Source organism: Kitasatospora sp. NPDC093806, from assembly GCF_040683335.1.
Classification (GTDB): domain Bacteria; phylum Actinomycetota; class Actinomycetes; order Streptomycetales; family Streptomycetaceae; genus Kitasatospora.
The window spans coordinates 49,687-75,769 of record NZ_JBFBDO010000007.1; the positions used below are offsets into that span (position 1 = coordinate 49,687).

The following is a 26,083-nucleotide window of genomic DNA, read 5'->3' on the forward strand; positions in this document are numbered from 1 at the left end:
GGGCGGGCACCACCTCGGCGTGCTCGACGGAGATCGGGTCGCTGAGACCTCGCGTCGGAGCGTGCCGCCCTGCCGTCCGAACCCCGGCGGGACGCCGGGATAATGATCTTGGAGTGGTCTTGGACGCCGGCCGGTGCCGGGCGAGGGCGAGGGGCGGGCGGGGTGCGGATCAACGTTCTGGGGCCGCTTCAGGTGGTGCGGGGCGGGGACGGGGCGGCCGTCGAGGTCGGCGGGGCGCGGCTTCGGCTGCTGCTGGTCCGGCTGGCCCTCGACCCCGGGCGCGTGGTCACCCGGGAGCGCCTGGTGGACGACCTGTGGGCGGACGCGCCGCCGCTGGAGCCCGCCGGCGCCCTGCAGTCCCTGGTCTCCCGGCTCCGCCGGGTGCTGGGGGAGGACCGGACGGTGGTCGGTTCGCACCCCGCCGGGTACCTGATGGAGCTGCCCCGGGCGAACGTGGACGCCTGGGACTTCGAGCAGCAGGCGGCCGCGGGGCGGGCGGCGCTGACGGCGGGCCGGTGCGCCGAGGCGGTCGCGCTGCTGGAGGGGGCGCTGGACCTGTGGCGCGGGGCACCGTTCGCGGACGCCGCGGGTGCCGGGTTCGCCTGCGCGCCGGCGGCCCGGCTGACGGAGCTGCGGCTGGCGGCGGTCGAGGACCGGGCGGACGCCCTGCTCGCCCTCGGCGGTACCGAGGCGCTGCCGGGGCTGGTCGCCGAGCTCACCGGACTGTGCGTCACCCACCCGCTGCGCGAACGGGCCGCCGTCCGGCTGATGCGCGCGCTCCACGCGGACGGGCGACAGGCGGCGGCGCTGGAGGTGTTCGAACGTACCCGGCGGGCGCTGGCCGAGGAACTGGGCGCGGACCCGTCGGCCGAACTGCGGGACGCCCACCTGCGGGTGCTCTCCGGTACGACACCGCCGACCGCGCCGCCTACCGTCGGGCCGTCCCCGGCCGGGCGGGCGGCACTGCCCCTCCCGCTCACCGCCCTGGTCGGCCGCGACGAGGCGCTGGCGGCGGTTGGGGAGCGCCTGCGCCGTTCCCGCCTGGTGACGCTGACCGGGCCGGGCGGTGTCGGAAAGACCCGGCTGGCGATGGCGGCCGCGAGCGCCGCTCCGCCCGCGACGGACGTACGGCTCGCCGAACTCGCGGGCGCCGACGGGCCGGACGCGGTGACCCGGGCCCTGCTGACCGCGCTCTGCCGCCCGACGCAGGCCGGCGCGCTGGCCGCCGGCCTGCCCACGGGAGACCAGACCGGCGATCCCGTCGACCGGATGGCCCGGGCCCTGGAGGGCCGCGACGTCCTGCTCGTCCTGGACAACTGCGAGCACCTGATCGAGGACGCGGCCCGGCTGACCCAGGGCCTGCTGGCCGCCGTGCCCCGGCTCACCGTGCTGGCCACCAGCCGCGAACCGCTCGCGATCACCGGCGAGGCGCTCTGGCCGGTGACACCGCTCGCCGTGCCCGAGCCCGGATCCACCGCCCGCCAGGCGCTCGCGCACCCGGCCGTCGCCCTCTTCACGCAACGGGCCGCCGCCGCCAGCCCCGGCTTCACCCTGGACCACGACACCGTCGAACCGGTCGTCCGGATCTGCCGCGAGCTGGACGGCCTGCCGCTGGCCCTCGAACTGGCGGCGGCCCGGCTGCGGTCCCTGAGCCCCGGACAGGTCGCGGCGCGACTGCACGACCGACTCCGGCTGCTGGAGCGCGGCCCGCGCACCGCTCCCGACCGCCACCGCACCCTGCGCGCCGTCATCGACTGGAGCTGGAAGCTGCTGGACGAGGACGAGCGCGTCCTGCTGCGACGGCTCTCCGTCTTCGCCGGCGGAGCGACCCTCCCCGACGCGCACGCGGTCTGCGCCGACAACTGGCCGGGCGAGCCTGGCGGGCCGGCCCCCGACCCGACGGCCGTGGAGGACCTGCTGGCCGCCCTGGTCGACAAGTCCCTGGTGGTGGCCACCGGGCAGCAGGACGGCACCGTGCGCTACCGGCTGCTGGAGACGGTCCGCGCCTACGCCGCCGAACGGCTCGCCGAGGCCGGCGAGGACGGCCCGACCGCCGCCGCCCACCTGCGCCGCTTCGTCGAACTCGCCGAGAACGCCGAACCCCGCCTGCGCACGGAGGACCAGATCGGCCGGCTGGCCCGGCTGGACGCGGAGCAGGCCAACCTGGACGCGGCACTGGCCCGGGCCCTCGCCACCGGCCCGCCGCAGCACGCGCTGCGGCTGACGGCCGCCTGCGCCTGGCCCTGGCTGATGCGCGGCCGGGGCCACGAGGCCGGCGAGCGGGCGGCAGCCGCCCTCGCCGCCCACGGCCACACCCCACCGCCCGGCCTGGAACAGGCACACGCCCGATGCGTGATCCTGGCCCAGCTCACCGCCCCGCCCCAAGCCGGCGCCGAACCCGCGATCCCGCCAGAGACGATGACCGCGGCGCTGCTCACGGCCGAGCGCACCGACCACCCGGTCGCCCTGGCCGCCGCACTGCTGCTCGCCATGGCGGGACCGCCGCACGCGGTGGACGAGACGGCGCGGCGCTACACCGGGCACCCCGACCGGTGGCTGCGCTCCGCCGCCCACCTGGTGCTCGGCCGGATCGAGTTGGGCGCGGGCCGCACCGCACACGCCGAGCACCACGTACGCACCGCCGTGGACGGCTTCCGCGCCCTGGGCGACCGCTGGGGGCTGGCCATGGCGCTGGTCACGCTCGCCGGACTGCTGTCCGTCACCGGCGCCACCGACGAGGCCCTCGCGGCGCTGGCCGAGGCCGGTGAACGGGACGCCGAGACGGGCGGCCGCGGCGAGACGCCGCTGTCCCTGGTGCTGTCGGGCCGGCTGCGGACGCGCCGCGGCGAGGCGGCCGCGGCCCGCGCCGACCTGGAGCGCGCGCTGACCGAGGCCGAACGGGCCAAGGACCCGCACCTGCAGGCCGCCGCCCACTACGCACTCGGCGAACTCGCCCGCCGCGAAGGGGAGTTGAACGATGCCCTGCACGGCCAGCAGGAGACACTGCGCCGGCTCGAACGGCTGCCGGCGTCCGGCCCCGGCGCCCCCGCCCGCCTGCACCTGCTCGCCCTGCTGCACACCGGCCTGGCCCGCACCCAGCAACGGCGCGGCGCGCCGGACGCGGCCGCACCGCTGCACCGCCGGGCCCTGGAACTGGCCGCCGAAAGCGGCGACCGGCCGGTGCGGGCGGACGTGCTGGAAGGGTTCGCCGAGCACTGCCTCGACCTCGGACAGGCGGCGCGCGCGGCCGCGGCCCTGGGCGCCGCGTACGGCCTGCGCGGGGCCCACGACGCGGGCGATCCGCAGCTGCGGGCCGTCCTGGACGGCTGCACGGAGGCCCTCGGGGAGGCCGCCTTCCGGACCGCCTGGGAACGCGGCCGGACGCTGCCGCGACCGGAGTCACTGGCCCTGGAGACGGGCTGACCCACCCCGGTCGGCCCGCCCCCCGAAGATGCGATCACCCGCTGAACGGCGGCTCGTTGGGCGCGCAGACCGTCCCGGGCGCGGGCAGGACGCCGTCGACCAGGTAGCGGGCCTCGTACCCGGCGGCGCAATCGCTGGGATTGGCCAGCACGGAGTGGCCGTAGCCGTCGACGGTCAGCAGCCGCGCGCGGGCCAGCGAGCGGGCCATCGCCCGCGACCCCTCGTACGGCATCGCCGGGTCACCGGTGTTGGCGACCACCAGCACCGGGTGGGCGGTCGGACGGTCCCACGGGCCGTCGTAGCGGTCGCGGTCCCGGACGGGCCAGTCGGCGCAGCGCGCGTCGGCCCAGGCGAAGTACGCGCCGGCCTCGCCGGAACGGGCCCGGGCCGTCGCGGCCAGGGCGGGCCAGTCGGCCCGGCCGGGCGGGTTGGCGCTGTCCGAACACACCAGCGCGAGCGCCTGGTCCGGCGATGGGCGGGGGACGGGCGGCAGCGGGGTGCCCGGCGCGGCGGGAGCCTCGGTGGCGGTCCACAACGCCTGGAGCGTGGCGCCGAACCGGGCCCAGCCGGTGGGCAACTGCGCGACGGGGTTGGTTCCGTACAGCGAGATGATCGTCGCCTCCACGGCCGACCCGGCGGTGAAGGTCATCTCACCGACCACGACCGGCCGGGCGCGCAGGCGCCGGAGCAGCTCGCCGTACCGGGCCCGGGTCGCGGCGCCCGTCCCGGCGGAGAAGGCGCAGGTCGGCGGACCGGCCTGGCCGCACCGGTCGAGGAAGGCGTCCAGGACGCGGGCGGCGGCCACGTCGGTGCCGTTGCGCAGCAGGGCGCCCGCGCCGGCGGCCTGGTCTCCGCGGCCGGTCGACCAGGCGATGGGGTCCGGGGCGCTGTCGAGGACCATCGCGCGCACCCGGTGGGGGAACAGGTTGGCGTAGGTGGCGCCGAGGTAGCCGCCGTAGGAGGTGCCCAGGTAGCTGAGCTGCCGGTCGCCGAGCGCCCGCCGCAGCAGGTCCATGTCCCGGGCCGTGTTCGCGGTGGAGATGTGCGCGAGCAGGCCGGGGGTGTGGTCCGCGCACTGCCGGGCGAGGCGCCGGTAGGCGTCGGCCCAGGCGTTCTGCTGGTCCGCGCCCTCGGGGTAGCCGGCGGCGGTGCCCGCCAGCAGGGCCTGCTCGTCCGCCGGGTCGTCGAAGCACCGCACGGGAGCGCTGGCGCCGGTGCCGCGCGGGTCGAAGCTGACGATGTCGAAGCGCCGGCGCACCTCCTCGGGGAACAGGCCGAGCATCGCGGGCAGGGCCACGGTGCCGGGCACGGCCGGGCCGCCGGGGTTGTAGAACAGCGAACCGATCCGGTGGGCCCGATCTGCCGCCGGGTGCCGGATGACGGCGAGGTCGATCCCGGCGCCGCCCGGGTCGCGGTGATCGAGCGGGACGCGGGCGCTCGCGCACTCCAAGCCGTCCGCGCACGCCGCCCACGCCAGCCGCGGCACCGGGACGGCGTCCGGCACGGCCACCGCGGTCGCCGGGCACACCGCCGCCAGCAAAGCGGCCGCGGCCGCACCGGCGACCAGCCGCCAGGAAGTGGCGCGGGCGGCCCAGGCACGGCGCGGCCCTGCGGCCGGGCCGGTGGGAGAGGAGGTACGAGACACGCGGATGCCCTTTCGTCGACGGGTCCGGGCAGTCGAAGGCACACCTCGGTCGAGGCACACCACCCGGCACCCGCGACGGTTCCGCACCACACCGGCAGACCGCTGGCAGATCGCTGGCAGCGGCTCGGCTACCCCCTGGCAGGGAGGGGAGGTCTGGCGGGGATCGGCGAGAAGCTCCCTGGAGCGGTCAATCTGCTCGACCGTCAACATCGTGAGGCGCCACACCATTACCGGACGGCCCCGCTCGTCGCGGTCGACCGGCTTTGCCGCTGACCTGTCAGCTTCCCCCGGCCTGTCCGACGCGGCGGGTCACCTCTGCGGCGTTGCCATCAGCGGCCCGCCGCCGGCTATGACGGTGGGCCGAGTCCCGGCCCCGAGGCGGACGCCCGGCCCGAACATCACAGGAAGGGGACCAACCGAGGCGAACCGGTTGGGCGGTGAGGCGTGGACTGGGATCCTCGGGCCATGACTGAAGGCGAGCGACAAGACGACTGCGCCCGTGGGCAGATGACTCGTATGGAGGCCGAGATCAAGCAGCTGCTCGACGAGGCGGAGTATCGAATGCGTCGCGCCGACCGGAAGGTGCGCTTCTGGTCGTTCTTCGATGTCGCGCTCGGCCTGCCCGCCGCAGTTCTCGCTGCCGTCTCCGGGGCTGCCGGGCTGGCTTCTGCAGATGCTCGTATCCCCGCGGCGTTCTTGGCCCTTGGCTCCGCCGGGTTCTCGGCAGCGTCCGGGTTCCTCCGCAGTGAAGTGAGGCTGGCCGCCAGCAGGCGCAGTCGACAGGCCTGGGCCGAGGTCGAAGCGGGTGCCCGTCTGATCATGACCCAGGCATCCGGGCTGGACAACGAAGCAGCCAACGAGGCGCTCAGGAGACTGTTCGACATTCGTCGGGCGGCGATGACGACTTACACAGAGAACACCCCGACCGGCCGGATCACGTCGTAGCACCGTGCGGACCTTGGGCAGGCTCACTGCTCGTCCGATGCCGGAGGTTGAACGACAAGCCACCCGGATGGTCCTGAAGTAGCAGATCCACAGGGGCACTTCGGCGGGGGAGGCCGGTACCGGCGGTGGACGCGCCAGGGCGGCGCGGGCGCCTACGGTCGCCCCGACGGCCCGCCGAGGCACCCCAGAGGAGACACCGTGATCCGCGCCGCCAAGCCGGCCGCCGCCGTGGCGGCACTGGCCATGACCCTCCTCACCGCGTCCGCGGCACCGGCACTCGCCGCCCCCACACCGGCCGCCACCACCGCCGCGCCCGCCCCCGCCGACCCGCTCGCCGCCCTGCGCGACCAGCAACCGCTCTGGCACCCCTGCGCGACCGGCCCCGACGACACCGCCGGCGCCGACCTCGACGCCGCCGGCGCCCGCTGCACCGAGGTCACCGTCCCCCTCGACTACCGCCACCCCGACGGACGCACCCTCAGCATCGCCCTCTCCCGGCTGCCCGCCACCGACCCCGCCCACCGCCTGGGCACCCTCTTCTACAACCCCGGCGGCCCCGCCGTCCCCGTCCGCTCGCTCACCCTCGCCCTGCGCCAGGCCGCCCCCGCCCTCGGCGCCCGCTACGACATCATCGGCATGGACCCGCGCTTCGTCGGCGCCAGCACCCCCCTCGACTGCGGCTGGCCCACCGCCGGCCCAGGCTCGGCCGGCCCCGACCGCCTCGGCTTCGACCGGTCCGCCGAACTCGCCAAGGACCTCGCCACCCGCTGCGCCCCGTACCGCGCCCTGCTGCCGCACGCCTCCACCCGCAACACCGCCCGGGACATGGACCTGGTGCGCGCCGTCCTCGGCGAGCCGACGATCGCCTACCTCGGCTCCTCCTACGGGAGTTACCTCGGCGAGGTCTACCTCCAGCTGTTCCCCGACCGGGTGGGGCGGGTGGTGTTCGACGCGGCCATGGACCCGGACCGCTTCGGCCCCGACCTGACGGCCACCCAGGGGCCCGCGATGGGGGCCGCGCTCGCCGCCTGGGCCGCCTGGGCGGCGGGCCGCGACGACCGCCACCACCTGGGCACCACCACCGCCGAGGTGCTGGCCTCGGTCGAGCGGGTGCGCCGGGCGGCCGAACGCGCCGCGCTGACGGTCGGCACCCTCCGCATCGACGCCCGCACGCTGCCGCAGGTGCTGTGGACGGTGTCGGCCGGCGACGACGACAACGCCTACGAGGGCTTCTCCGCCCTGGCGCGCGTCCTGCTGGACGCCGCCGAAGGCCGGCCCGCCGACCCGACCCCGCTGCTGGAGGCGGTGCTGACCGGCCTGGCGTCCCCCGACACCGGGGGCTACGCGGCCACGCAGACCGCGATCATGTGCGCGGACCGCGCCGCCTCGCGCGACCCGCTCGCCTACTACCGCGACATCCAGGCCCACCGCGCGGACGAGCCGCTGTTCGGCCCGCTCACCCGCAACCTCACCCCGTGCACCTTCTGGCCCGCCGAGCCCGCGGAACCGCCCACCCGGGTGCGCAACGCCGTCCCGGTCCTGCTGGTCGGCGCCGACGGCGACCCGGCCGCCACCTACCCGGGCCAGCTCTCCGCCCACCGCGCGCTGACCGGCTCCCGGCTGGTGACCCTGCGCGGGGCGTTCCGCCACACCGTCTACGCGGGCCTGTTCGCCCCCCGCGACACCTGCGTGGACGCGGCCGTCGACCGCTACCTCCTCGACGGCGTCCTGCCCGCCCAGGACACCGACTGCCCCTCGCCCCGCCCGCCCCGCCGCCCGTAGCCAGGAGGAACCGGCTCAGTCCCAGGGGCTGGTGGGCACCGGACCCGGTACGACGATCACCGCGACCTCGCCGTCGCGGGCAAGACCGGTCCAGACCTGGCCCCAGCCCTCCGGGACACCGAAGGTCAGCAGGTCGGCCCGGCGCTCCTCGTCCCGGGCGAGCTCGAACCAGCCCCCGCACAGCCGCTCGGTGCCCCGCCCCTCCGATGAGCCGCCGGAGCCGCCGAAGCCGCCCGCGCCGCCCGAGCCGCCGAAGCCGTCGGCCGCCTCACCCGCCAGGAAGCGGCGGAAGGGCTCGGTCAGCGGCTGCCAGGCGGTGGCATCGACGAAGCAACCCATCGCCTCCTCCGCCTCGAACCCGGCGCCGTCGGCCCGCAGAGCCGGCTCCTCGCCCACCCCGAGGGCGAGCTCCCACACGGCCACCGGCTCGTCCCGCACCCGCAGCCGCATCGCGGCGCACTCCCGGTACTCCTCGTAGGAGCCGTCGTAGAAGCGGGGACAGCTCGCCCAGGCGACATCCACCGGGTACTCACCGGGCGGGATGCGCGAGGCGAGCTCGCGCGGCGGCCCGGCGATCCAGGGCGAGTCCACGACCAACCGCCCACTGGGCAGCCGCACCGTGGCGACGTCCTGCACCTCGGCGATCTCGATCCAGCTGTACCAGCCCTGCGGATCGCCGCCGATCCGCGCCCCCGGCGTGAACAGCCCGTCCAGGTACTCCCGCGTCTGCGGCCTGACCTCGCCCATCCCCACCTTTTCCCTTTCCTTCCCACTCCCACCAGCACGTGCCGCCCCGCACGGTACCCACCCCCACCGACACCCCCGGCGGGGCCGGAGGGTGCGGTCAGGGGGCCTTGACGTCGGGGATGCGGACGCCTTCGCCGAGGCAGTCGCGGAACTCGTACCAGGGGGCGGGGCCGCTCCAGCGCAGGGCGGTGGCGGCGGTGGTGGCGTCGGCGAACCGGCAGCCGTCGTAGAGCACCTTGCCGGCGGTGGTGGCGGTGGCCGTCGTCACCTGGTGGGAGCCGAGCAGCGCGCAGTCCTGGTAGCGGATCATCGGCCCGCGCGAGGGGTTGACGGCGTTGAAGCGGTAGACGTGCGCGGTGGCGCCGGCGGCGAACGGCTTGAACGAGTTCGCGGTGTCGTCGCAGGAGACGAAGGTGATGCTGCCCTTGTACCAGGCCGAGTCGATGACCTTGTGGTCCTTGCCGCGCACCTCGAAGCGGATGCCCTGCGCGTACAGCCGCATCACCGAGTCGTTGCGCGGGCTGTTGGCGTTGAGCTTGAAGAAGGTGCCGGTCGATTCCTCGTCGACGAGGATGTACGAGCCGCCGATGAAGTTCATCGACCCGCCGCGCTCGTTGCGCACGAAGACGCCCGACTGGAACTCGACCTTGCAGTCACGGAACCAGTAGTTGAGGAACTGGTCCTGCTGGTTCTCGGTGGGCTTGCCGCCCATCACCAGGAAGGCGTCGGCGTAGGAGCCGCTGATCTGGCAGTGGTCCCAGCCCATCTCGCTGTTGAGGTTGGAGGTGCCGGCGGGCCCGTCCAGGACGATGCCCGCCTTCCAGGTGCCGTGCCACTCGACGTCGGTGTACCAGGTGTCCTGGACGCCCTTGCCCACGCCGGAGACCGCGAGGTTGAAGGTGGCGGTGGCGTCGCGGCTCTCGAAGGTCAGACCGCTGAGGCGGATGTTCTTGTAGCGGCCGTCGTTGGTCCACAGGACCGTGTTCGGGGTGGTCGGCGCGTAGACGACGCGCGAGAGCCGCTTGCCGTACCCGCTGATGGAGATGCCGTCGATCACGCCCGGGTTGTCGGTGCCGTGGGTGACGGGCAGCAGCGAGTCGGGCTGGGTCAGCAGGTAGGTGCCGGGTGGGACGAGCAGGACCTTCTTGGGGGTGTAGCCGGTCTTGGGAGCGCCCCCGAGCAGTTCCAGAGCGGCCTTGCGGAACGCGTCGTCGCTGGGGGTGCGGCCGCTCGGGTCGGCGCCCTTGGCGACGACGTCGACCACGTAGTCCGCCGGGCCGGCGGTGACCGCGGTGGCCGCGGCGCTCGCCGCCGAGGCGCGGGTGCCCAGGGCGACGGTGCCCGCGAGCGCGCCCGCCCCGGTCATGCCGGCGAGCAGCGCCCGGCGGCCGGGCCGGCGCCCGTTCTCCCCGGCGCCGTCGTCGTGCCTGCCGTCCGCGTATGTGGTCATCGGTACCCCCGGTGGGAAGAGAAAACGGTCGAGCGCCGCCGACGACCGGAAGTCGATCATGGCGGGTCCGGTGATCCTCCGTCATGCCCGCCCCACGCCGCAAGCCTGGGCCCGCGGCCCACCGGACGTCCGTCGACCCGGCCGCCCCGGGGCGGCCCGGGCCGGCGCCGGCCGCCGCTGATCGCCTCCCGGTATCAACTGCCCTACCTGATACGGGAGATGACCGAGTGACGGAACGGTTCCCGGATGACCGAAACCGTCCGTTCCGAAAGGTCATCTGGCGCGTCTGCGCGTTGACCACGTCCCCCCGGCGCCTTTTTGATGGTCGGTGGTTCTCCGACCGGAGTACCGAACCGGAACTGCGTGGGGGGAACCATGCGAGGACGTACGAACCGGGCCACCGCCAAACGCGCGCGGGCCGCCCTGAGCACGGCGGCCGTGGCCTGTGCGGTCGCGACGGCCCTGCCCGCGGCGGCCTGGGCCGGGCCCGCCGCCGGCACGGGCGCCGCCGGCGTCCACTCGATCGGCATCGAGCGGGTCAGCGTCGCGGCCGACGGCACCCAGGGCAACGACGACTCCGCCCGGGTGTCGATCACGCCGGCCGGCGACCGCATCGTGTTCACCTCGTACGCCAACAACCTCGCCCCGGGCGACACGGGCAGGTACGACCGCGTCATCGTCCGCGATCTGACGACCAACCAGAACCGGCAGTTCACCGGATACGCGACGGCCGCGCCCATGCTCAGCAGCGACGGGCAGGTCCTCGCCTACCTGGCACCCAGGTTCGCCAACACGGCGCTCTACCAGGAGCACCTGACCCGGGGCTGGACGTCCGCCTACACCTGCTCGCTCTTCACCTGCGAGGCGGCCATGGGCTCGAACGAGACCCACCAGGCGTTCACCGTCAGGTTCCGGCCGCCGGAGCCCAACCAGCGCGTCGAGGTCCGCCGGCCCGACACCGGTGAGCTGCAGACCGTCGACGTCATCCACAACACCGCGCCGATCCGGCCGTCCATCAGCCGCGACGGGACCCGCCTCGCCTACCAGGACGGCGGCGACCACGACATCTTCCTGTGGGACTGGGCCGACAACAACGCCGCCGGCCCGATCGAGGGCCCGGACAAGGCGGCCGAGCTGGTCCAGCTCAGCGACGACGGCAACAAGGTCGTCTACCTCTCGGGCGCCGACACCTACGTCCACGACGTCGCCTCCGGCACCGCCCTGCTGGTGCCCGGGGTGAAGGGCGTCGCCATCGACCCCACCGGCCGCTACCTGCTGCACACCCCGGCGGGGTCGACCGGGCCGGCGCCGCTGACGCTGCGCGACCTCGAGACGGGCACCGACGAGGTCGTCACCGACCGCCCCGCCACGGCCGGGATCGACACGGTCAGCGCCGGCGGGCGCCAGGTGGTCTTCCAGTCCGCGGCCGCGGACCTCGTCCCCGGCGACACCAACGGCAAGGCGGACATCTTCCTGCGCACTCTGCGCTGACCCCAGGTTCGCGGTCCGGGGCGCTGAACGGGCGGGCCCCGGACCCAACCCGGGTTCAGCCGGCGTCGCCGCGGCGTTCGGCCAGCAGCGCGTTCAGCCGTTCCACTTCGCGGTCCACCAGGACGTGCTTGTCGTCGACGTAGGGGAGGTGGACCTTACGGCCGTCGGCGCGGAACGCGTAGGTGAGGAATGCCGGCGCGCCGCGGCCGTGCGCGTTCGGGTTGGGTGCCTTGGCGAAGTGCGTGATCGCGGCCCAGGGCAGTCGGCGGCGGCGCACCATCCCGCGCACGGTGATCCCCTGGGCGGTGACCAGGGTGCCGGCCCGCAGGACACCGACGATCACCAGCAGGCAGAAGCCGACCACCAGCAGCGAGCCGATCAGCTTGCTGGACGGCGCGAACTCCTTGTCCTTCCAGATCGGCAGCATCGCCCCGAAGGACAGCAGCAGGACGGTGAACGCGAGCCCTCCGACGCGCGTGGTCGCCACCCGGTACTCGTGCGGAACTCTCAGCCGGTCGTCGCTCATCCAGCCCGCCTCTCGATCGTCTCCACCGGCCCGCCGTCATGGCCGGTGTCCGGTCGGATTCGCAGTGTAGGGGCGGGAGTTGTTCACCGACAGGCCATCGGGAAGACGGCGAAGGCCGAACGCCAAGCCGAAGGTCCGTCGGACGCGCTCGTCACTCCTTCGGCTCCGTGAAGCGTGTCAGGCACCGTCCGTGCTCCGGCCGGAGGACACAGTGGCGCCATGAACCGCGTACCCGAAGAAGGCATGGTCCTGGTCCCCGGCAACTCCCTGATCACGAGCTCCCCGGAAGAGGGACGCGCACTGGCGCTGACCCTGGCCCGCCATACCGTTCACAACATCCAGCCCGATCTGGACGTCCTGAAGGGCGGCCGGCCGAACTACTCCACCACCCCGGACAGCCTGGTGCTCGCCGCACAGGTGGTGGCCACCGAGTTCGCCACCATCGCAGCCGCCAACGACTACTGGCGGGCCTGAGGCGCCGAGGACAGCGCCCCCGGGGTCCTTCCGGCTGCGCAGCCGCGCCGTGCCGTAGCCGATGAACCGGACGAACGCCCAGGCCGCGCCGATGAAGATGATCAGGGCACCGGCGAACTCGATGAGCCGCACAGCGAGGTCGACGACGTCACGCAGCGTCGGCGCCGGCGGCCGCCGGCTCTCGCGGGCGTGGCCGACCGCGAACGTCGCGCCCGGCCGGCGCGGCCGCGCCGGGGGCCCTCGACACGGATCCGCCGGCGCGGCAGACTCCCGCGATGAAGGCCCGCCCCCTCGCCGGGAGCCGCCGTCGTGCACGGCTTCCGGCGGCCGCACGGTCATGCGCCAGTAGATCCGATACACCGTCGACTTCCCGGAGGAAGCATGGGCATGAAGAAGATCCCGGCGGCCGTCTGCGCGACCGCGCTCGCCTGTGGCGCGGTGGTGGCCGGGGCGGCGCCCGCGTCCGCCACCACCCTCGTCACCTGCGTCGGGACGACGAGCGTCGACTTCTCCCCGGCCATCACCGACACCAGCCGGACCGTCGCGGTCAGCGGAGCCGACGTGGCCACCCTCTGTCTCAGCCTCACCCACCCGGCGCTGACCGGCTTCACCGGCCCGTTCTCCGGCACCGCCACCCAGTCCTGCACCACGTTCTTCGGCGGCGGCTCGGGCACCGAGACCCTCTACTGGAACGACGGCACCACCAGCACCTGGAACTACACCAACAACTTCTCCAACGTCAACGGCACCAAGATCGGCACCTCGACCGGCACCGTCTCGGCGGGCACCCTGGCCGGCAGCTCCGTGACCCAGACCATCACCTTCGCCAACCTCGATCTGACCGCCTGCTCCACCACCGGCCTGAGCCGGATCAGCGGCACGGACACCTGGACCATCACCGGCTGACGGCCGCCGCGCCCCGCCCGGAACCGTCCGATCGCGCAGCCCCCGTCGGTGTTGCCGCCCGTGAGGACGAACCTGAGCGGGCGGCCGCGTCCGTCTCCGCCTGGATCGCGCGGAGCAGCCGGCAGAACGTTGCGCGGCTCGGAGCCCGTTCGCCCAGAGGCCGGCAGGCGCCGAACGCTCCCCCCGGTGAAGCCGCCGGCCCGGGCACGTGGCGCGGCCTCGGCGCGGTCCGGGTCAGGCGGTGGAGCCGGCGAGCTGGGTGTCCAGGGCGGCGCGCAGCCACGCGTCGGCGGAGCCGGGTGTGACGGCGGGCGGGCCGTCGGGCGGGGTGGCGAGTTCGGTGACGAGTTGCCAGTAGCGGTCGACCAGCGGGTCGGCGGTCCGGTCGAGGACGTACCCGAGGCGGCGGCGGAACTGCGGGGTGTCGCGCAGGCCGCGCGCGTCGGCGTGCGCGGCGACGAAGCGGTCGAGGGCCTCGCCCGCCCGCGCCGCGCCGTGGCCGTGTGCCATCTGCGCCGCCGCCAGTTCGTAGGCGTGGGCGAGGCCCTGGTAGAGCACGGCGGGCCGGTAGTCCTCGCCGGGGGCGCGGAGGTCGGGCCGGCAGACGTCGACGCTGAGCCGGCCGGGGGCGGTGAGCGCGTGCATCCGGGCGAAGGCCAGGACCTGGGTCGGGGTCGGGTCGTCGGGGGGCTGCGGGACGGCCGCGTCGATGATGGTGGTGAGGAGCGGGGCGGGGAGCCGCGGGGGCAGCACCCGGCGCCAGAAGCGGGCCATCACGGTGGTGTCGGGCGGGCCGGCCACCGCGCCGATCAGCTGGAGCCGGTCGGCGCGTTCGGCGGGGGAGCAGTCCTGGAGCAGCCGGAGGGCGGCCTCGCGCCAGCGCAGGGCGGCCAGTTGCGACCCGATCTCGCGCAACTGCCGGGCGACGGCGTCCTCCAGCGCCGACTCCTGTTCCAGGGCCCGGCCCACCTCCGCGACGGGCAGGTCGAGCGTGCGCAGGGAGCGGATCAGCCGCAGCCGCTCCAGCGCGTCCGGGCCGTACCGGCGGTGCCCGCCGGAGCTGCGGCCGGCTGCGGGCAGCAGGCCGCGGTCGGAGTAGAAGCGGACGGTCTTGACCGTGGTGCCCGCGCGCTCGGCGAGCTCCCCGATGCTCCACAGAACGTCGGGCGACAAGGCTTGAACCTCCCTCAAGGGGAGTTCCTACCGTACCCGTACGCACCGGCGGCCCGGAGGCCGGGCGGGCGGACGAGACGCGCGAGGAGACGATCATGACGGCGTTCGTGCTGGTGTCGGGGCCCTTCACCGGTGGCCTGCTCTGGCGGGAGGTGGCCGCCAGGCTGCGGGAGTCGGGGGCGGAGGTATACCCGGCGACGCTCGCCGGTCTGGGGGAGCGGCGCCATCTGGCCGGTCCGGACACCGGGCTGGAGACGCACATCGAGGACGTGGTGCGGCTGATCGACGAGGTGGACGCGCCGCAGGTGGTGATCGTCGGCCACGACTACGGCATCCACCCCGTGCTGGGCGCGGCCGACCGGCGCCCGGAGCGGATCACCCGGATCGTCCACCTGGACGCGGGCCTGCCCCAGGACGGTGACACCGCCCTCCAGCAGGTCCCCGACGAGCAGGTGCGGGACCGGCTGCTGAACCCGGCGGGCCACGACGGGGACGGCGGGCTGATCGCCCCGCCGGACGCCGACGGGTGGCAGCGCTGGGGCAGCACCGACGGGCTCTCCGACGAGGCGCTGGCCCGGCTGACCCGCCTCGCCTCGCCGCAGCCCGGCGCCACCTTCACCCAGCCGCTCCGGCTGTCGGGGGCGCTCGCCGCGCTGCCGGTCTCCGCCATCCTCTGCACCGCGGGCGGCATGAGCACCGCCAAGGTGGAGCGCCTGCTGACGCTGGGCCTGCCGCAGGTCGAGGCGCTCGCCGACCCCCGGGTCGGCTTCTTCGACCTCGACACCGGCCACTGGCCGATGCTCTCCCGCCCCGACGACCTGGCCGACCTCCTGCTGCGCGCCGCCGCCGGCGAGGGCCACCGGCTGACCGCGCCACCGGCCGGTCAACAGCCCGGCTACCTGCGCCCGTTCGCGCTGGACGTGCCCGAGCAGACCCGCGAGCGGATCGGCCGAGTCGACCTCCACCTGCCTGCGGACCTCCACCCGTCCTCGGACGCCGATACCGGGGCGCCGCGCCCGGCGGTGCTGTTCGTCCACGGCGGCCCCCTCCCCGAGACCCTGCGCCCCACCCCGCGCGACTGGACGACCTTCGTCGGCTACGGCCGGTACGCGGCGAGCCGGGGCGTGATCGGCGCGACCCTGGACCACCGGCTGCACTCCCTCGCCGACTTCCCGCTCGCCGCGCAGGACGTCGCCGAGGCCGTCGACCTGCTCCGCGCCGACCCGCGCGTGGACGCCGACCGCATCGCCCTCTGGTTCTTCTCCGCCGGCGGCCTGCTCGCGGCCGACTGGCTCTCGGCACCCCCGCCGTGGCTGCGCTGCCTCGCCGCGACCTACCCCGTCCTCGCGCCCCTGCCCGGCTGGCACGCCGTGGACACCCGCTTCCGCCCGGCGCCCGCCCTGGCCGGGACCGGCCGGCTGCCCGTCGTCCTGACCCGGGTGGGCCTGGAGGCCCCCGAGATCGCCGCGACGGTCGAGGAGTTCACGGCCGCCGCCGAAGCGCACCGCACGGACCTCGAAGTGATCGACGTCCCGCACGGCCACCACGGCTTCGACACCCTGGACCCCACCGACGAGTCCCGCACGGCCATCCAGCACGCCGTCCACCGCGTCCTCACCCACCTCCACCCCTGACCCGTCGCCGCCCCGCCCGCTCCGGCGCACCGCCCCTGGCCGTACCCGCTTGCCACCCTCTCCGCACCGAGCGGGATGTCGACACGGTGGCCGGTCACGGGTCCGGCCCCGACTCGGTCGAGTCGGGGCCGGCTGTCGGAGTCCTGGCGGCTGTTGTGGAGGAGGGGTTACTCGGCGGGGGTGCCGGCGTAGCCGGTGAGGTCGGTGGTGGCCCAGGCGCCGTTGGTGGGGTGGTAGGTCAGCTGCAGGTGGCCGTCGGCGTAGTTGCGGCTGTAGAGCGCCAGGGTGCCGTCGGGGTTGAAGGCGGAGCTGAGGTTGGTGCCGTCGGTGGCGGGGGTGCCGGCGTAGGAGGTGAGGTCGGTGGTGGCCCAGGCGCCGCTGGAGGGGCGGTAGGTGAGCTGGAGGTGGCCGTTGGCCGCGTTCGCGGTGACGATGCCCAGGGTGCCGTCGGCCTGCTGGAACAGGGCCGGGGAGCCGCCTGCCGACACCGGGGTGCCGACGGTGGTGGTCAGGTCGGTGGTGGTCCAGGCGCCGGTGCTGTTGGCGATGTAGGTGAGCTGGAGGTGGCTGTCGGCGGAGCTGCGGCTGTAGATCGCCAGGGTGCCGTCGGATCCGGTGAAGGCGCTGACGGCGCCGTCGGTGGCGGGGGTGCCGACGTAGCCGGTGAGGTCGGTGGTGGCCCAGGTGCCGCCGGGGGCGCGGTAGGTCAGGCGCAGGTGGCCGTTGGACGAGTCGGTGGTGATCGCGCCGATCGTGCCGTTCTGCAGGGCGAAGGCCGCCGGGGCCTTGTCCGCGGTGACCGGGGTGCCGGCGTAGGAGGTCAGGTCGACGGTGGCCCAGGTGCCGCTGGCGGGCAGGTAGGTGAGCTGGAGGTGGCCGTCGGCGTAGTTGCGGCTGTAGATCGCCAGGGTGCCGTCGGAGCCGGTGATCACGCTGTAGGTGCCGTCGGTGGCGGGGGTGCCGACGTAGCCGGTGAGGTCGGTGGTGGCCCAGGTGCCGCCGGCGGAGCGGTAGGTGATCTGGAGGTGGCCGTTGGCGGCGTTCGCGGTGACGGCGCCCAGGGTGCCGTTCTGCTGGACGAAGGCGGCCGGGGGGCCGCCGGCGGAGACGGGGGCGCCGGCGGTGTTGGTCAGGTCGGCGGTGGCCCACTTGCCGCCGGAGGGCAGGTAGGTGAGCTGGAGGTGGCCGTCCGCGGCGGAGCGGGTGAACGTCATCGACGTCCCGTCCGTGCCCAGCGCGGTGCCCTTGTCGCCGCGGATCGCCTTGGCCGGAACGGCGGGCGCGGTGCCCCCGCCGCCGGCCGTGACGGGGGAGATGTAGCCGCTGATCCGCTGGCCCCACGGCGCGCTGCCCACCGAGTAGCTGCCCGTGGACTCCTCCTGGACGATGCCCCTCGGGTACTTGCTGTGGCCCTCGTTGCCGCCGATCACGGTGATGCGGCCGTTGCCGACGGCGGTGACGATCGCGACGTGGCTGGCCCAGTCGCTGTCCGGGTTGTAGTCGTAGACCACCGCGTCCCCGGGGTGCGGGGTGCCGGACAGCGTCCCGTACCTGACGCCGTAGTCGTAGAAGCTGGCGGCTCCGTCGGTGAGGTCGCCCAGGTGCTGGACCCCGCCGCCCTGGGCCCAGGCCCAGCCGGCGAAGTCGGCGCACCAGGCCTGGCCCCTGGCGGAGCTGGTCTGTCCGGCGCCGCTGCTGTAGCCGCTGCCGGGGCCGTTGCCGAGCTGGCTCTGGACGGCGGTGACGATGCTGCCGGAGGTGTCGGCGTGGGCGGGCATGGCGGTCATGCCCGCGATGGCGGCCGCGGCGACGGCGACGGCGACGGCGGACTTCTTCAGACGGGTGAGTGAAATGTTCATGACAGATAATCCTCGGGAGTTCGGTGAATGCGGGCGTATGGGGCCGTGCGGGGTGCCCGATCGGATGGTCGGGCCGATTCCGGTGCTGGCTGTCCTGCAGGAACAGCCGGTCCGGGTGGGGCGGGGTGCGCGAGAAGGTCGGTCCGCTCGTGCGATGGGTGCCCGTGGCGGATGGGTGCGCAGGGTTCGAACAGGGCGCCGGGTGTCGGGGGAGGGGGCGTGCCGGGTCCGGGTCAGCGGGCGGCGCGGTCCTCGGCCGTCGGCGGTTCGAGCGGCAGGTAGCCGTGGCGCAGCAGGGGGGAGGTGCGGTGGCTGCGGGCGATCAGGCGGTGGGCGCGGCTGATCGCGTCGGGCTGGCCGGGCTCGTCCCGGGTGAGCAGGCAGAGCAGGAGGTCGATCCGGTCGGGGGCGAGCCGGGCGCTGGCGTACTCGAGTCCGTCCGCGGGTTCGGCGTGCGCCCACAGGGCGTCCACGGCCTTGGCGGCTTCGCCCTCCTGTGCGGCCGTGCCGGGGTGGCGGCGTTTCAGGCTGGCGTGGAGGATTTCCACCGCGGGTTCAGCCGCCCCAGCCGATGCTGCCCGGGGTGACGACCCCACCCCACCCGATACTGCCCGGGGTGGCGACCCCGCCCCACCCGATGCTGTCGGAGCCGGTTGCGGTGGGGGTGGGTGTCGGCGTCGCGGTGGCGGCCGGGGTGGTGGTGTCGGCGGCCGAGGCCGCGCCGGGGGCGATGAGGAGCACGGTCAGGGAGGCGGCGGCGACCGCGGCGGCCTGGGCGATACGGGTGCGGATCATGGCGGAGTCCTTTGCTGCAGGTGGGAAGGGTGTGGTCCGGTCGGGTGTCCCGCGGTTGACGCTCCGTCCGGCTGCCGTTCGGGCTGTTTCCCTGGCGGCGATCACTAGCTTCGCCGCCCGCCGGCACCGCCGGAAGGCCTTCCGGATGTCGCCAATCGGCCTGTCTGGATCCGGACAAGATGTCATGTGCGCGTCATAAATTCGGGAGTGTGACGCGCGCCTCACTCTGCCGATGGCGCCCGGTATCACCACGGGCGTCCGTAATCGAATCTTGAGCCGAGAACGGCATGGCTGTTTGAATGCGACCGGCCGCCTCACGGGAAGGCGGCCGGGTGTCCTGGGGGGATGCATGCTGGAAGCGCTGGGCCTGACGGCCGGAGCGGCGGCCGCGTACCAGGCGATGCTCGACCACCCCGCCTACGGCGTGGACGAGATCGCCGCACACTGCGGGCTGACCGCCGGCCAGGTGCACGGCCACCTCGACGAACTGGCCCGGCTCGCCCTCGTCCGGGCCTCCGCCGAACGGCCGGGGCAGCTGCGCGCGGTCAGTCCCGACATCGGCCTGGCCGACGTCCTCACCCGCCAGGAGGCGGAACTCGCCTCCCGGCAAGCCAAGTTGGCGGCCTCGCGAGCAGCCGTCACACGCATGGTCGCGGACCGGGCCGAGCACCGCACGGCCCACGGCGAACGCTTCCTCGGGATGGACGCCATCCACGCCCGCCTGGAGCGGATGGGCCGCAGCGCCACCACCGAAGCCCTCGGCAGCCAGCCCGGCGCCCAGCGGCCCGACGACCTCGCCGCCAGCCGCGTCACCGACGCCGAGGCCCTCTCGCGCGGCGTCGCCATCCGGACCCTCTACCAGGACTCCACCCGCAACCAGCCCCACGTCGCCACCTACGCGCACTGGCTGCTCAGCCAGGGCGGCGAGGTCCGCACCACCGCCGCCACCCCGTCCCGCATGGTGATCATCGACCGCAGCCAGGCACTCGTCCCGATCGACCCGGCCGACAACCGCAAGGGCGCCCTCTACGTCACCGAACCCGGCATCCTCGCCGCGCTGCTCGACCTCTTCGACCAGGCCTGGCACACAGCCGTCCCCCTCGGCGCCACCCAGCCCGAGGACCCCCGCACGGGCCTGACCGGCACCGAACGCGAACTCCTGCGCCTGCTCGGCTCCGGGCTCACCGACGACGCCGTCGGCCAACGCCTCGGCATCTCCTCCCGCACGGTCGGCCGCCACATGTCCTCGATCATGGAACGCCTCGGCGCCAGCAGCCGCTTCGAAGCCGGGATCAAAGCGGCGCACCGCGGATGGCTCTGAGCCGCACCGGACGCGTGGAAACCCGCGGCGAAGGGCCTTTGGCGCGCGTACGCCCGGGCGCGGACGCCTGTGAGGTCCTTTCTCCGGCACGATCACGTTCGGCGAGGGCGGGCGGCTGACCGCCTGGGACGCGCCCGCCGCGCGGCTGCAGAGCGGCTGGACCGCCCGTCCGTCGCAGGGCCCGTCCGCCCGCAGGGCCGGGTCGGGGCCGGACGGTCCGTCAACCGCCCGGCGTCGGCCGCTCGCGCGCCGCCGCGTCGAAGGCCGCCGGCGCCGCCCGCAGCATCGACAGGTCCCCGCCCCGGGCCGGGTCCAGGCCGGTGAGCGCGGTGGCCTTGCGCAGCCGGTAGTCCACGGTGTTCGGGTGCACCCGCGGCAGGGCGGCCGCCCGGCGCCGGTCGAACCCGCCGGCCTGGAAGGCGCGCAGCGTCTCCAGCAGCTCCGGGCGCCCGGCCAGCGGCGCGAGCAGCGCGGCCAACCCATCCCGGGCCGGGCCCGGACGGCTCAGCTGGCACTCCAGCAGCACGTCGTCCAGCCGGTACAGGCCCGCACCGAGTCCGGCCGCCCGGTCAGCACCGCGGGCACCAGGAGCGGCTGTCCGGCCGGCAGCCGCTGGTGCGGCGGCTGCCCGCCGCAGCACGGCGCCCGGTCGCCGGTCCCGTCTCCGGGGGAGCCGGTCGCGCTTTGTGGTGCGGTCACAATCCACCTCGCGAAAGTTTGTGAGCCGTGCCCGGGAGCGGACCGGCGCCGGACGGCCACCATGGTGATCCAAAGTTACCTACCAGTCGGTAACAGGATCGTCCGCATAAACGCCCGGCGGCGGGCCGCGCCTGACGCCCACTCAGTCACCCCACCCGGCGGACCGACCTGTGAACCGACCTCTGAACCGGGGGAGACATGTCCAAAATCACCGCCCGACTCCTGGCCACCGCCCTCGCCACGGCGCTGGCCGCGACCGCCGCCCCGGCGGCCGCAACCGCCGCAACCGCCGCGAGCACGCCGAGCGCCGCCGACCCGTTCTACGCCTACGACGGCAGCACACCCCTCGCCTCACTGCCGCCCGGCACCGTGCTGAAGACCCGCCAACTGCCCTACCACCTGGTCGGCATCCCCACCCCGCTGACCGCGATCCAGCTCCTCTACCGCAGCACCGACGCCCAGGGCCGCCCCGCCGCCAACGTGACCACCGTGGTCCGGGCACCGGGCGGCGACGGCCGCAAGGCGGTCTCCTACCAGTCGTTCTACGACTCGCTCAACCCCGCCGACGCCCCGTCCCGGGCGATCGCCGGCGACGTCACGCTGGGCGGGGTGATCGCCAACTCCGAGGCGATCTTCGTGGTGCCGCTGCTGCTCCAGGGCTACGACGTGGTGATCCCGGACACCGAGGGCCAACCGGCCGACTTCGGAGCCGGCCCCGAGTACGGCACCAACACCCTCGACTCGATCCGGGCCGCGACCAACTCCACCGCCACCGGCCTGGGCCCCGACACCGCCTTCGGGCTCATGGGCTACTCCGGCGGCGCCATCGCCACCAACTGGGCGGCCGCCCTGGCCCCCAGCTACGCCCCCGAAGTCAACCGCCGCCTGGTCGGCTTCGCCGAGGGCGGCCTGCTGGTCGACCCGGCCCACAACCTCAAGTACGTCGACGGCGCGCTGATGTGGAACGGCCTGACCCCGCTGGCACTGATCGGCGTCGCCCGCTCCTACGGCCTGGACCTGACGCCCTACCTGAGCGACTACGGCCTCCAGGTCTTCCAGAAGCTGCAGAACGCCTCGATCCTCAACGCCCTCGGCCAGTACCCCGGACTGACCTGGGCCAAGATGGCCAAACCGGAGTACGCCGACCCCAACTCGGTGCCGCCGTTCGTGACCGCCGTGAACCGCGTCAACCTCGGCAGCGCCGCCACGCCCACCGTGCCCGGCTACATCGCGCAGGGCAACGGCGGCATCTGGGAGGGGACCTTCAACAACCCGCCCGGCATCGGCACCGGCGACGGCGTCATGGTCGCGGGCGACGTACGGGCGCTGGCCCGCCAGTACTGCGACACCGGCAACCGCGCCATCAAGTACGACCAGTTCGACCTCCTCAGCCACCTCGGCGTCCCGGCCCCCTGGGCGCCGCTCGCCCTGAACTGGCTGAACGACCGCTTCGCCGGCCGCCCGGCCCCCTCGGACTGCGGCTCGATCCCGCCCGGCAACTCCCTGGCCCCGGAACCGGTCCGCCCCTGACGGCCCCCGCGCGGCGCCCACCGCCCACCGCGCGCCGGCCCCTGTTCCGGCGCGGTCCGCGCCGGAACAGGGACGACCGCCATGTCCGCCGGGCCGTAAAGCGGTGGACAGCCCTCCGGCCGCTGGGCGAGCATCTCCGCGATGAACAGCGAACCTCACTCCGCCACCGCCAAGCGCGTCCGTTTCGTCGAGCTCGGTGCGAAGGCGCTGCGCGCGCTCGCCGACGGCGACCTCGCCGGCGGCAGCGCCGAGGCGGGCGTCGCCCTCGACCCGCACTTCGTCGGCGACCGGGCCCGCTGGATCTTCGGCTACCGCGCCGACCAACTCGCCCAGGACCCGTCGGCCGCGCCCTGGATCACGCGGGCCGCGGTGTCCGAACCGGACGGGGCCGTGGTCGGCGACGCCGGGTTCCACGGGCCGCCGGACGAGGACGGCATGGTCGAGGTCGGCTTCACCGTGGTGCCCGGGTACCGCCGCCAGGGCTACGCCCGCGCGATGCTGAGGGAACTGCTCGTCAGGGCCGCCGCCGAACCCGGTGTCAGGACGGTGCGGGCCAGGGTCAGTGCTGACAACACCGCCTCCCTGGCCACCGTCGCGGGCTTCGGGTTCACCCGCGTCGGCGAGCAGGGAAACGAACGCGACGGGCTCGTCCTCGTCTTCGAGGTCCCGGCGGACACGACGGCCGTCCCGGTCGAGCCCTGACCGGAGGAGGACCGCACAGGCCGGACCCGGACGCACGGTGCCGGCCACGACCGCTCGCCGCACCGGCGGGCCGACCCGAGGAGTTGCTCTTGGCGACCGAGGCAATCACCGAGGCAATCACCGAGGCAACCGCGGACACCCGCCCGGAGATCGATGCCACGCTGGTCAGGCGCCTGGTCGACGCGCAGTTCCCGCAGTGGGCCGCGCTGCCCCTGGAACCGCTCGACCCGGCCGGCTCGGACCATGTGATCCACCGGCTGGGCGAGGAATTGTCCGTACGTCTGCCCCGCCACATCGGCGCCGTCGGGCAGGCCGAGAAGGAGGCCGAGTGGCTGCCCCGGCTCGCCCCGCACCTGCCCCTGGCGGTGCCGGTACCGGTGGGGGTAGGGCGGCCCGACTTCGGCTATCCGTGGCCGTGGGCGGTGTCCCGCTGGCTGGACGGCGAGGCGGCGACCGTCGAGGCGCTGGCCGATTCGTCCGAGGCCGCCGTCGAACTGGCCGGGTTCCTGCACGCCCTCCAGCGGTTCGAGCCCGAGGAGATCCCGGCCCGCGCCGCCCGCGAGGACCTCACCGCCCGGCCGCTGGCCGCACGTGACCGGGCGACGCGGGCCGCCATCGCGCGGGTCGACGGCGTGTTCGACGGCGCGGCCATGACCGAGGTGTGGGACGCGGCGATCAGCGCCCCCGGGTGGGAGGGTCCTCCGGTCTGGGTCCACGGCGACTTCCACACCGGCAACCTGCTGACCGTCGACGGCCGCCTCAGCGCGGTCATCGACTTCGGCGGGCTCGGCATCGGCGACCCGGCCTGCGACCTGACGATCGCCTTCACCCTGATGTCCGCCGGGAGCCGGACCGCTTTCCGCGCCGCGCTCGGCGTGGACGACGCCACCTGGATCCGAGGCCGCGGCTGGGCGCTGGCCACGGCCCTCAACGCCCACACCCACCACGCCGCCGTCAACCCCCGGGTCGCCGCGCAGACCACCCGTCAGATCACCGAGGCCCTCATCGGGTAGCGGAAGACGCACCGTTCCACGCCGTGTCCGGTGATCGGCGCACGATGACGGACGGGGGAGCCCGGTCTCCCGGCGCTGGGCACGGGGATGCCGAACCGGTAGCGGGCCTGGTGGGCCGCAGGCCACGGGCGCCCTGTCCCGAGCGGCGTGCGGTCGATACGCTCGTGGCGGGACATCTGCCCAGGGGTTCGGGGGAGCCGCCAGTGAGAGTTCAGGGTGAAGGACCTCCGGAACAAGAGCCGCCCGACACACCGCCCGTCCCATCTGAAACACCCCCAACACTCCCAACACCGCCTGCGCCACCAGCCGCCCCGCCGTCCGCCCCCGCCCCGCCGTCCGCCCCTGCCGCACCGGGAAACGGCAAGCAGATCCTGGTCGGGGTTGTGGTCGGAGTACTGCTGCTGGTGATCGGGGTGCCGGTCGGGCTGCTCACCACCGTCTGGCAGGACGACCTCGGCAAGGACGACCCGCGGTTCTCCGCGCACTACGCACTGGGCACCGTCGGCAACCCCACGGTCATCCCCCAGGCGATGAGCGCACCGGACATACCGGCCGACGTCGTGAAGAGCGGGTGCGTGGGCAGCCGGACCTGGGCACACGAGCACGGCGGGACGGACTTCGGCACGTCGGCGATCGACCTCCAGCTGGTCGGCGCGAAGGACCGGACCGTGGCGATCCGCAACATCCGGGCCGAACGCATCGGAGCCCCCCGGCCGCCGGAGACCGGCACCGTGCTCGGCTGCGTCTCGCAGGGCATCGGCGAGGTGGGGAAGATCGGGCTCGACCTCGACTCGCCGTCCCCGGCCGCGCTGGTCGGCTACGCCCAGGGGGAGATGTCCTACACGCCGTACTTCCGCGACAAGTACCACTACCTCGAGAACCAGAAACCGGAAGTCTTCAGCGTGACGGCGCTGGCCTCCGAGCACAGCTACGACTACGTCATCAAGATCGACGGATCCGTCGACGGCGAGGACCGGACCTGGACCCTGACCGCCGAGGGCGGCAAGCCCTTCCGGATCTCCGGAGTGCGCACGGAGCACTCCAACATGCTCACCTTCGGGCTGCAGACGCCCCGCACCGACTACCGGAGCGGAGGCTTTTTCGGGCCGTCCCGGTGCACCACCGTCTGCACCGGCGACGACGACCGGCAAGTGCAGCAGCCCCCGGGCATCACCTACCCGCCGCGTCCTGCGCCCTCCCCGCCCCGGCGACCGGCGGCGAAGACCCCAACGCTGACGGTCGCACCCCACGACCCCGAATCGGTGGCCATCGCCTGGGCCGTGACCTCCTACAGCTTCGACCACAGTGATACGGAAGCCGACGTCACCACGCGCTCGGCCCGCTACCTGACCGAGTGGCTGCGCGAGAAGCGGCAGTCCTACGCATCGACCACACTCACCGAAGGCAGCCCGCAACTCCAGGAACTCCGGGCCCACCGCGGCTGGTCCGAAGTACGGGCCGCGGACGTGATGCTGGAGAAAACCGACGACGACACACCGCCGCCCCTGACACGCCAGGAGGTCAGGCTGAGAGTCCGCATTCAGTACGACTTCATGGACGAGCAGGGCTGGAGCGCGGCAGCAGGCAAGCCGAGCAAGCTGCTGTTCGACGAGTACCTGGTCACCATGGCCCGTCAGGCCGACGGCACCTACCTGGTGGACGCGTACTTGGACGCCGCCCGGCCGACCGGCGGTTGACCGGCGGACCCGGAGCCCGCGGCCGGCCCCGGCCGGCCGTCGATCCGCCCGGGCCGACACCGTCGAACCACCGCGGCCACGGCGGCCGGGACGGACCGCGTCCCGGCCGCGTAGGTGAGGACCTGGTTCTGGTCCGACCTCTGCGGCGAGGTGACGCCGAGTCTGGTCGGCAGCATGTGATCGGGTGCGTGGAGGGTTCTGCGGCCGTCACCTTCGGGGATCGTCCTTGTCGCAGCATCCACCGCAGTATCCGTCGCCGACCCGCGCCCCG

The 26,083-nt window shown here is 74.5% G+C and carries 21 protein-coding genes; 12 read left to right on the top strand and 9 right to left on the bottom strand.

Annotated features, from left to right (window positions below):
* The first annotated feature begins 162 nt into the window (after positions 1-162).
* Positions 163-3,423 (top strand): BTAD domain-containing putative transcriptional regulator, encoded by a 3,261-nt coding sequence (locus AB0N76_RS06885; protein ID WP_363553947.1) that lies wholly within the window; start codon positions 163-165, stop codon positions 3,421-3,423.
* Between the two features lie 34 nt (positions 3,424-3,457).
* Here the strand turns inward: AB0N76_RS06885 and AB0N76_RS06890 are convergent, their stop codons facing one another.
* Positions 3,458-5,068, bottom strand: a complete 1,611-nt coding sequence (locus AB0N76_RS06890) for an alpha/beta hydrolase (protein WP_363553949.1) — start codon at positions 5,066-5,068, stop codon at positions 3,458-3,460.
* Positions 5,069-5,533: 465 nt separating this feature from the next.
* Here AB0N76_RS06890 and AB0N76_RS06895 point away from each other — a divergent pair, with 465 nt between their 5' ends.
* Positions 5,534-6,013, top strand: a complete 480-nt coding sequence (locus tag AB0N76_RS06895; RefSeq protein ID WP_363553951.1) for a hypothetical protein — start codon at positions 5,534-5,536, stop codon at positions 6,011-6,013.
* Positions 6,014-6,211: 198 nt separating this feature from the next.
* Positions 6,212-7,795 carry an alpha/beta hydrolase gene (locus tag AB0N76_RS06900; RefSeq protein WP_363553953.1) on the top strand — a complete coding sequence of 528 codons (1,584 nt, stop codon included), beginning with the start codon at positions 6,212-6,214 and terminating at the stop codon, positions 7,793-7,795.
* 15 nt (positions 7,796-7,810) lie between these two features.
* Here the strand turns inward: AB0N76_RS06900 and AB0N76_RS06905 are convergent, their stop codons facing one another.
* Both AB0N76_RS06905 and AB0N76_RS06910 read right to left on the bottom strand, forming a co-directional pair.
* Positions 7,811-8,542 (bottom strand): DUF4241 domain-containing protein, encoded by a 732-nt coding sequence (locus AB0N76_RS06905; protein ID WP_363553955.1) that lies wholly within the window; start codon positions 8,540-8,542, stop codon positions 7,811-7,813.
* 97 nt (positions 8,543-8,639) lie between these two features.
* On the bottom strand, positions 8,640-9,992 hold the full coding sequence (locus AB0N76_RS06910; protein ID WP_363553957.1) for a hypothetical protein: 1,353 nt from the start codon (positions 9,990-9,992) through the stop codon (positions 8,640-8,642).
* A gap of 375 nt (positions 9,993-10,367) precedes the next feature.
* On the opposite strand from AB0N76_RS06910, the gene AB0N76_RS06915 reads away from it, so the two are divergent.
* Complete coding sequence (locus AB0N76_RS06915; protein ID WP_363553959.1) at positions 10,368-11,483, top strand: hypothetical protein; 1,116 nt, start codon at positions 10,368-10,370, stop codon at positions 11,481-11,483.
* 55 nt (positions 11,484-11,538) lie between these two features.
* Here the strand turns inward: AB0N76_RS06915 and AB0N76_RS06920 are convergent, their stop codons facing one another.
* Positions 11,539-12,009 carry a PH domain-containing protein gene (locus AB0N76_RS06920; RefSeq protein WP_363553961.1) on the bottom strand — a complete coding sequence of 157 codons (471 nt, stop codon included), beginning with the start codon at positions 12,007-12,009 and terminating at the stop codon, positions 11,539-11,541.
* Positions 12,010-12,228: 219 nt separating this feature from the next.
* Here AB0N76_RS06920 and AB0N76_RS06925 point away from each other — a divergent pair, with 219 nt between their 5' ends.
* Together AB0N76_RS06925 and AB0N76_RS06930 are read left to right on the top strand one after the other, a co-directional pair.
* Positions 12,229-12,483 carry a hexameric tyrosine-coordinated heme protein gene (locus AB0N76_RS06925; protein ID WP_363553963.1) on the top strand — a complete coding sequence of 85 codons (255 nt, stop codon included), beginning with the start codon at positions 12,229-12,231 and terminating at the stop codon, positions 12,481-12,483.
* A 387-nt stretch (positions 12,484-12,870) separates the two neighbouring features.
* Positions 12,871-13,389 carry a hypothetical protein gene (locus tag AB0N76_RS06930; RefSeq protein ID WP_363553965.1) on the top strand — a complete coding sequence of 173 codons (519 nt, stop codon included), beginning with the start codon at positions 12,871-12,873 and terminating at the stop codon, positions 13,387-13,389.
* Positions 13,390-13,623: 234 nt separating this feature from the next.
* Here the strand turns inward: AB0N76_RS06930 and AB0N76_RS06935 are convergent, their stop codons facing one another.
* Positions 13,624-14,562 carry a MerR family transcriptional regulator gene (locus AB0N76_RS06935; protein ID WP_363553967.1) on the bottom strand — a complete coding sequence of 313 codons (939 nt, stop codon included), beginning with the start codon at positions 14,560-14,562 and terminating at the stop codon, positions 13,624-13,626.
* 95 nt (positions 14,563-14,657) lie between these two features.
* Here AB0N76_RS06935 and AB0N76_RS06940 point away from each other — a divergent pair, with 95 nt between their 5' ends.
* On the top strand, positions 14,658-16,196 hold the full coding sequence (locus AB0N76_RS06940; protein WP_363553969.1) for an alpha/beta fold hydrolase: 1,539 nt from the start codon (positions 14,658-14,660) through the stop codon (positions 16,194-16,196).
* A gap of 167 nt (positions 16,197-16,363) precedes the next feature.
* Here AB0N76_RS06940 and AB0N76_RS06945 read toward each other — a convergent pair whose 3' ends face one another.
* The 3 genes from AB0N76_RS06945 to AB0N76_RS06955 all read right to left on the bottom strand — a co-directional run bounded on the left by AB0N76_RS06945 (position 16,364) and on the right by AB0N76_RS06955 (position 18,850).
* The gene (locus AB0N76_RS06945) at positions 16,364-18,055 is read right to left on the bottom strand and encodes a CHAP domain-containing protein (protein ID WP_363553971.1); all 1,692 of its coding nucleotides are present in this window, start codon (positions 18,053-18,055) and stop codon (positions 16,364-16,366) included.
* 233 nt (positions 18,056-18,288) lie between these two features.
* Positions 18,289-18,603, bottom strand: coding sequence for a hypothetical protein (locus AB0N76_RS06950; RefSeq protein WP_363553973.1), 315 nt, complete (start codon positions 18,601-18,603; stop codon positions 18,289-18,291).
* A gap of 7 nt (positions 18,604-18,610) precedes the next feature.
* Entirely contained in the window at positions 18,611-18,850 is a 240-nt protein-coding gene (locus AB0N76_RS06955) for a hypothetical protein (RefSeq protein ID WP_363553975.1), read from the bottom strand.
* A 349-nt stretch (positions 18,851-19,199) separates the two neighbouring features.
* Between AB0N76_RS06955 and AB0N76_RS06960 the strand changes: the two genes are divergently transcribed.
* Positions 19,200-20,171 carry a LuxR C-terminal-related transcriptional regulator gene (locus AB0N76_RS06960; RefSeq protein WP_363553977.1) on the top strand — a complete coding sequence of 324 codons (972 nt, stop codon included), beginning with the start codon at positions 19,200-19,202 and terminating at the stop codon, positions 20,169-20,171.
* A gap of 220 nt (positions 20,172-20,391) precedes the next feature.
* Here the strand turns inward: AB0N76_RS06960 and AB0N76_RS06965 are convergent, their stop codons facing one another.
* Entirely contained in the window at positions 20,392-20,697 is a 306-nt protein-coding gene (locus tag AB0N76_RS06965; protein ID WP_363553979.1) for a helix-turn-helix domain-containing protein, read from the bottom strand.
* A 371-nt stretch (positions 20,698-21,068) separates the two neighbouring features.
* Here AB0N76_RS06965 and AB0N76_RS06970 point away from each other — a divergent pair, with 371 nt between their 5' ends.
* The 4 genes from AB0N76_RS06970 to AB0N76_RS06985 all read left to right on the top strand — a co-directional run bounded on the left by AB0N76_RS06970 (position 21,069) and on the right by AB0N76_RS06985 (position 25,812).
* Positions 21,069-22,400 (top strand): lipase family protein, encoded by a 1,332-nt coding sequence (locus AB0N76_RS06970; RefSeq protein WP_363553981.1) that lies wholly within the window; start codon positions 21,069-21,071, stop codon positions 22,398-22,400.
* A gap of 141 nt (positions 22,401-22,541) precedes the next feature.
* The gene (locus AB0N76_RS06975) at positions 22,542-23,102 is read left to right on the top strand and encodes a GNAT family N-acetyltransferase (RefSeq protein ID WP_363553983.1); all 561 of its coding nucleotides are present in this window, start codon (positions 22,542-22,544) and stop codon (positions 23,100-23,102) included.
* 89 nt (positions 23,103-23,191) lie between these two features.
* Positions 23,192-24,115: an aminoglycoside phosphotransferase family protein gene (locus AB0N76_RS06980; protein ID WP_363553985.1), complete on the top strand. Its 924-nt coding sequence runs from the start codon at positions 23,192-23,194 to the stop codon at positions 24,113-24,115.
* Positions 24,116-24,498: 383 nt separating this feature from the next.
* Positions 24,499-25,812, top strand: a complete 1,314-nt coding sequence (locus AB0N76_RS06985; RefSeq protein ID WP_363553987.1) for a hypothetical protein — start codon at positions 24,499-24,501, stop codon at positions 25,810-25,812.
* The last annotated feature ends 271 nt before the right edge of the window (positions 25,813-26,083 follow it).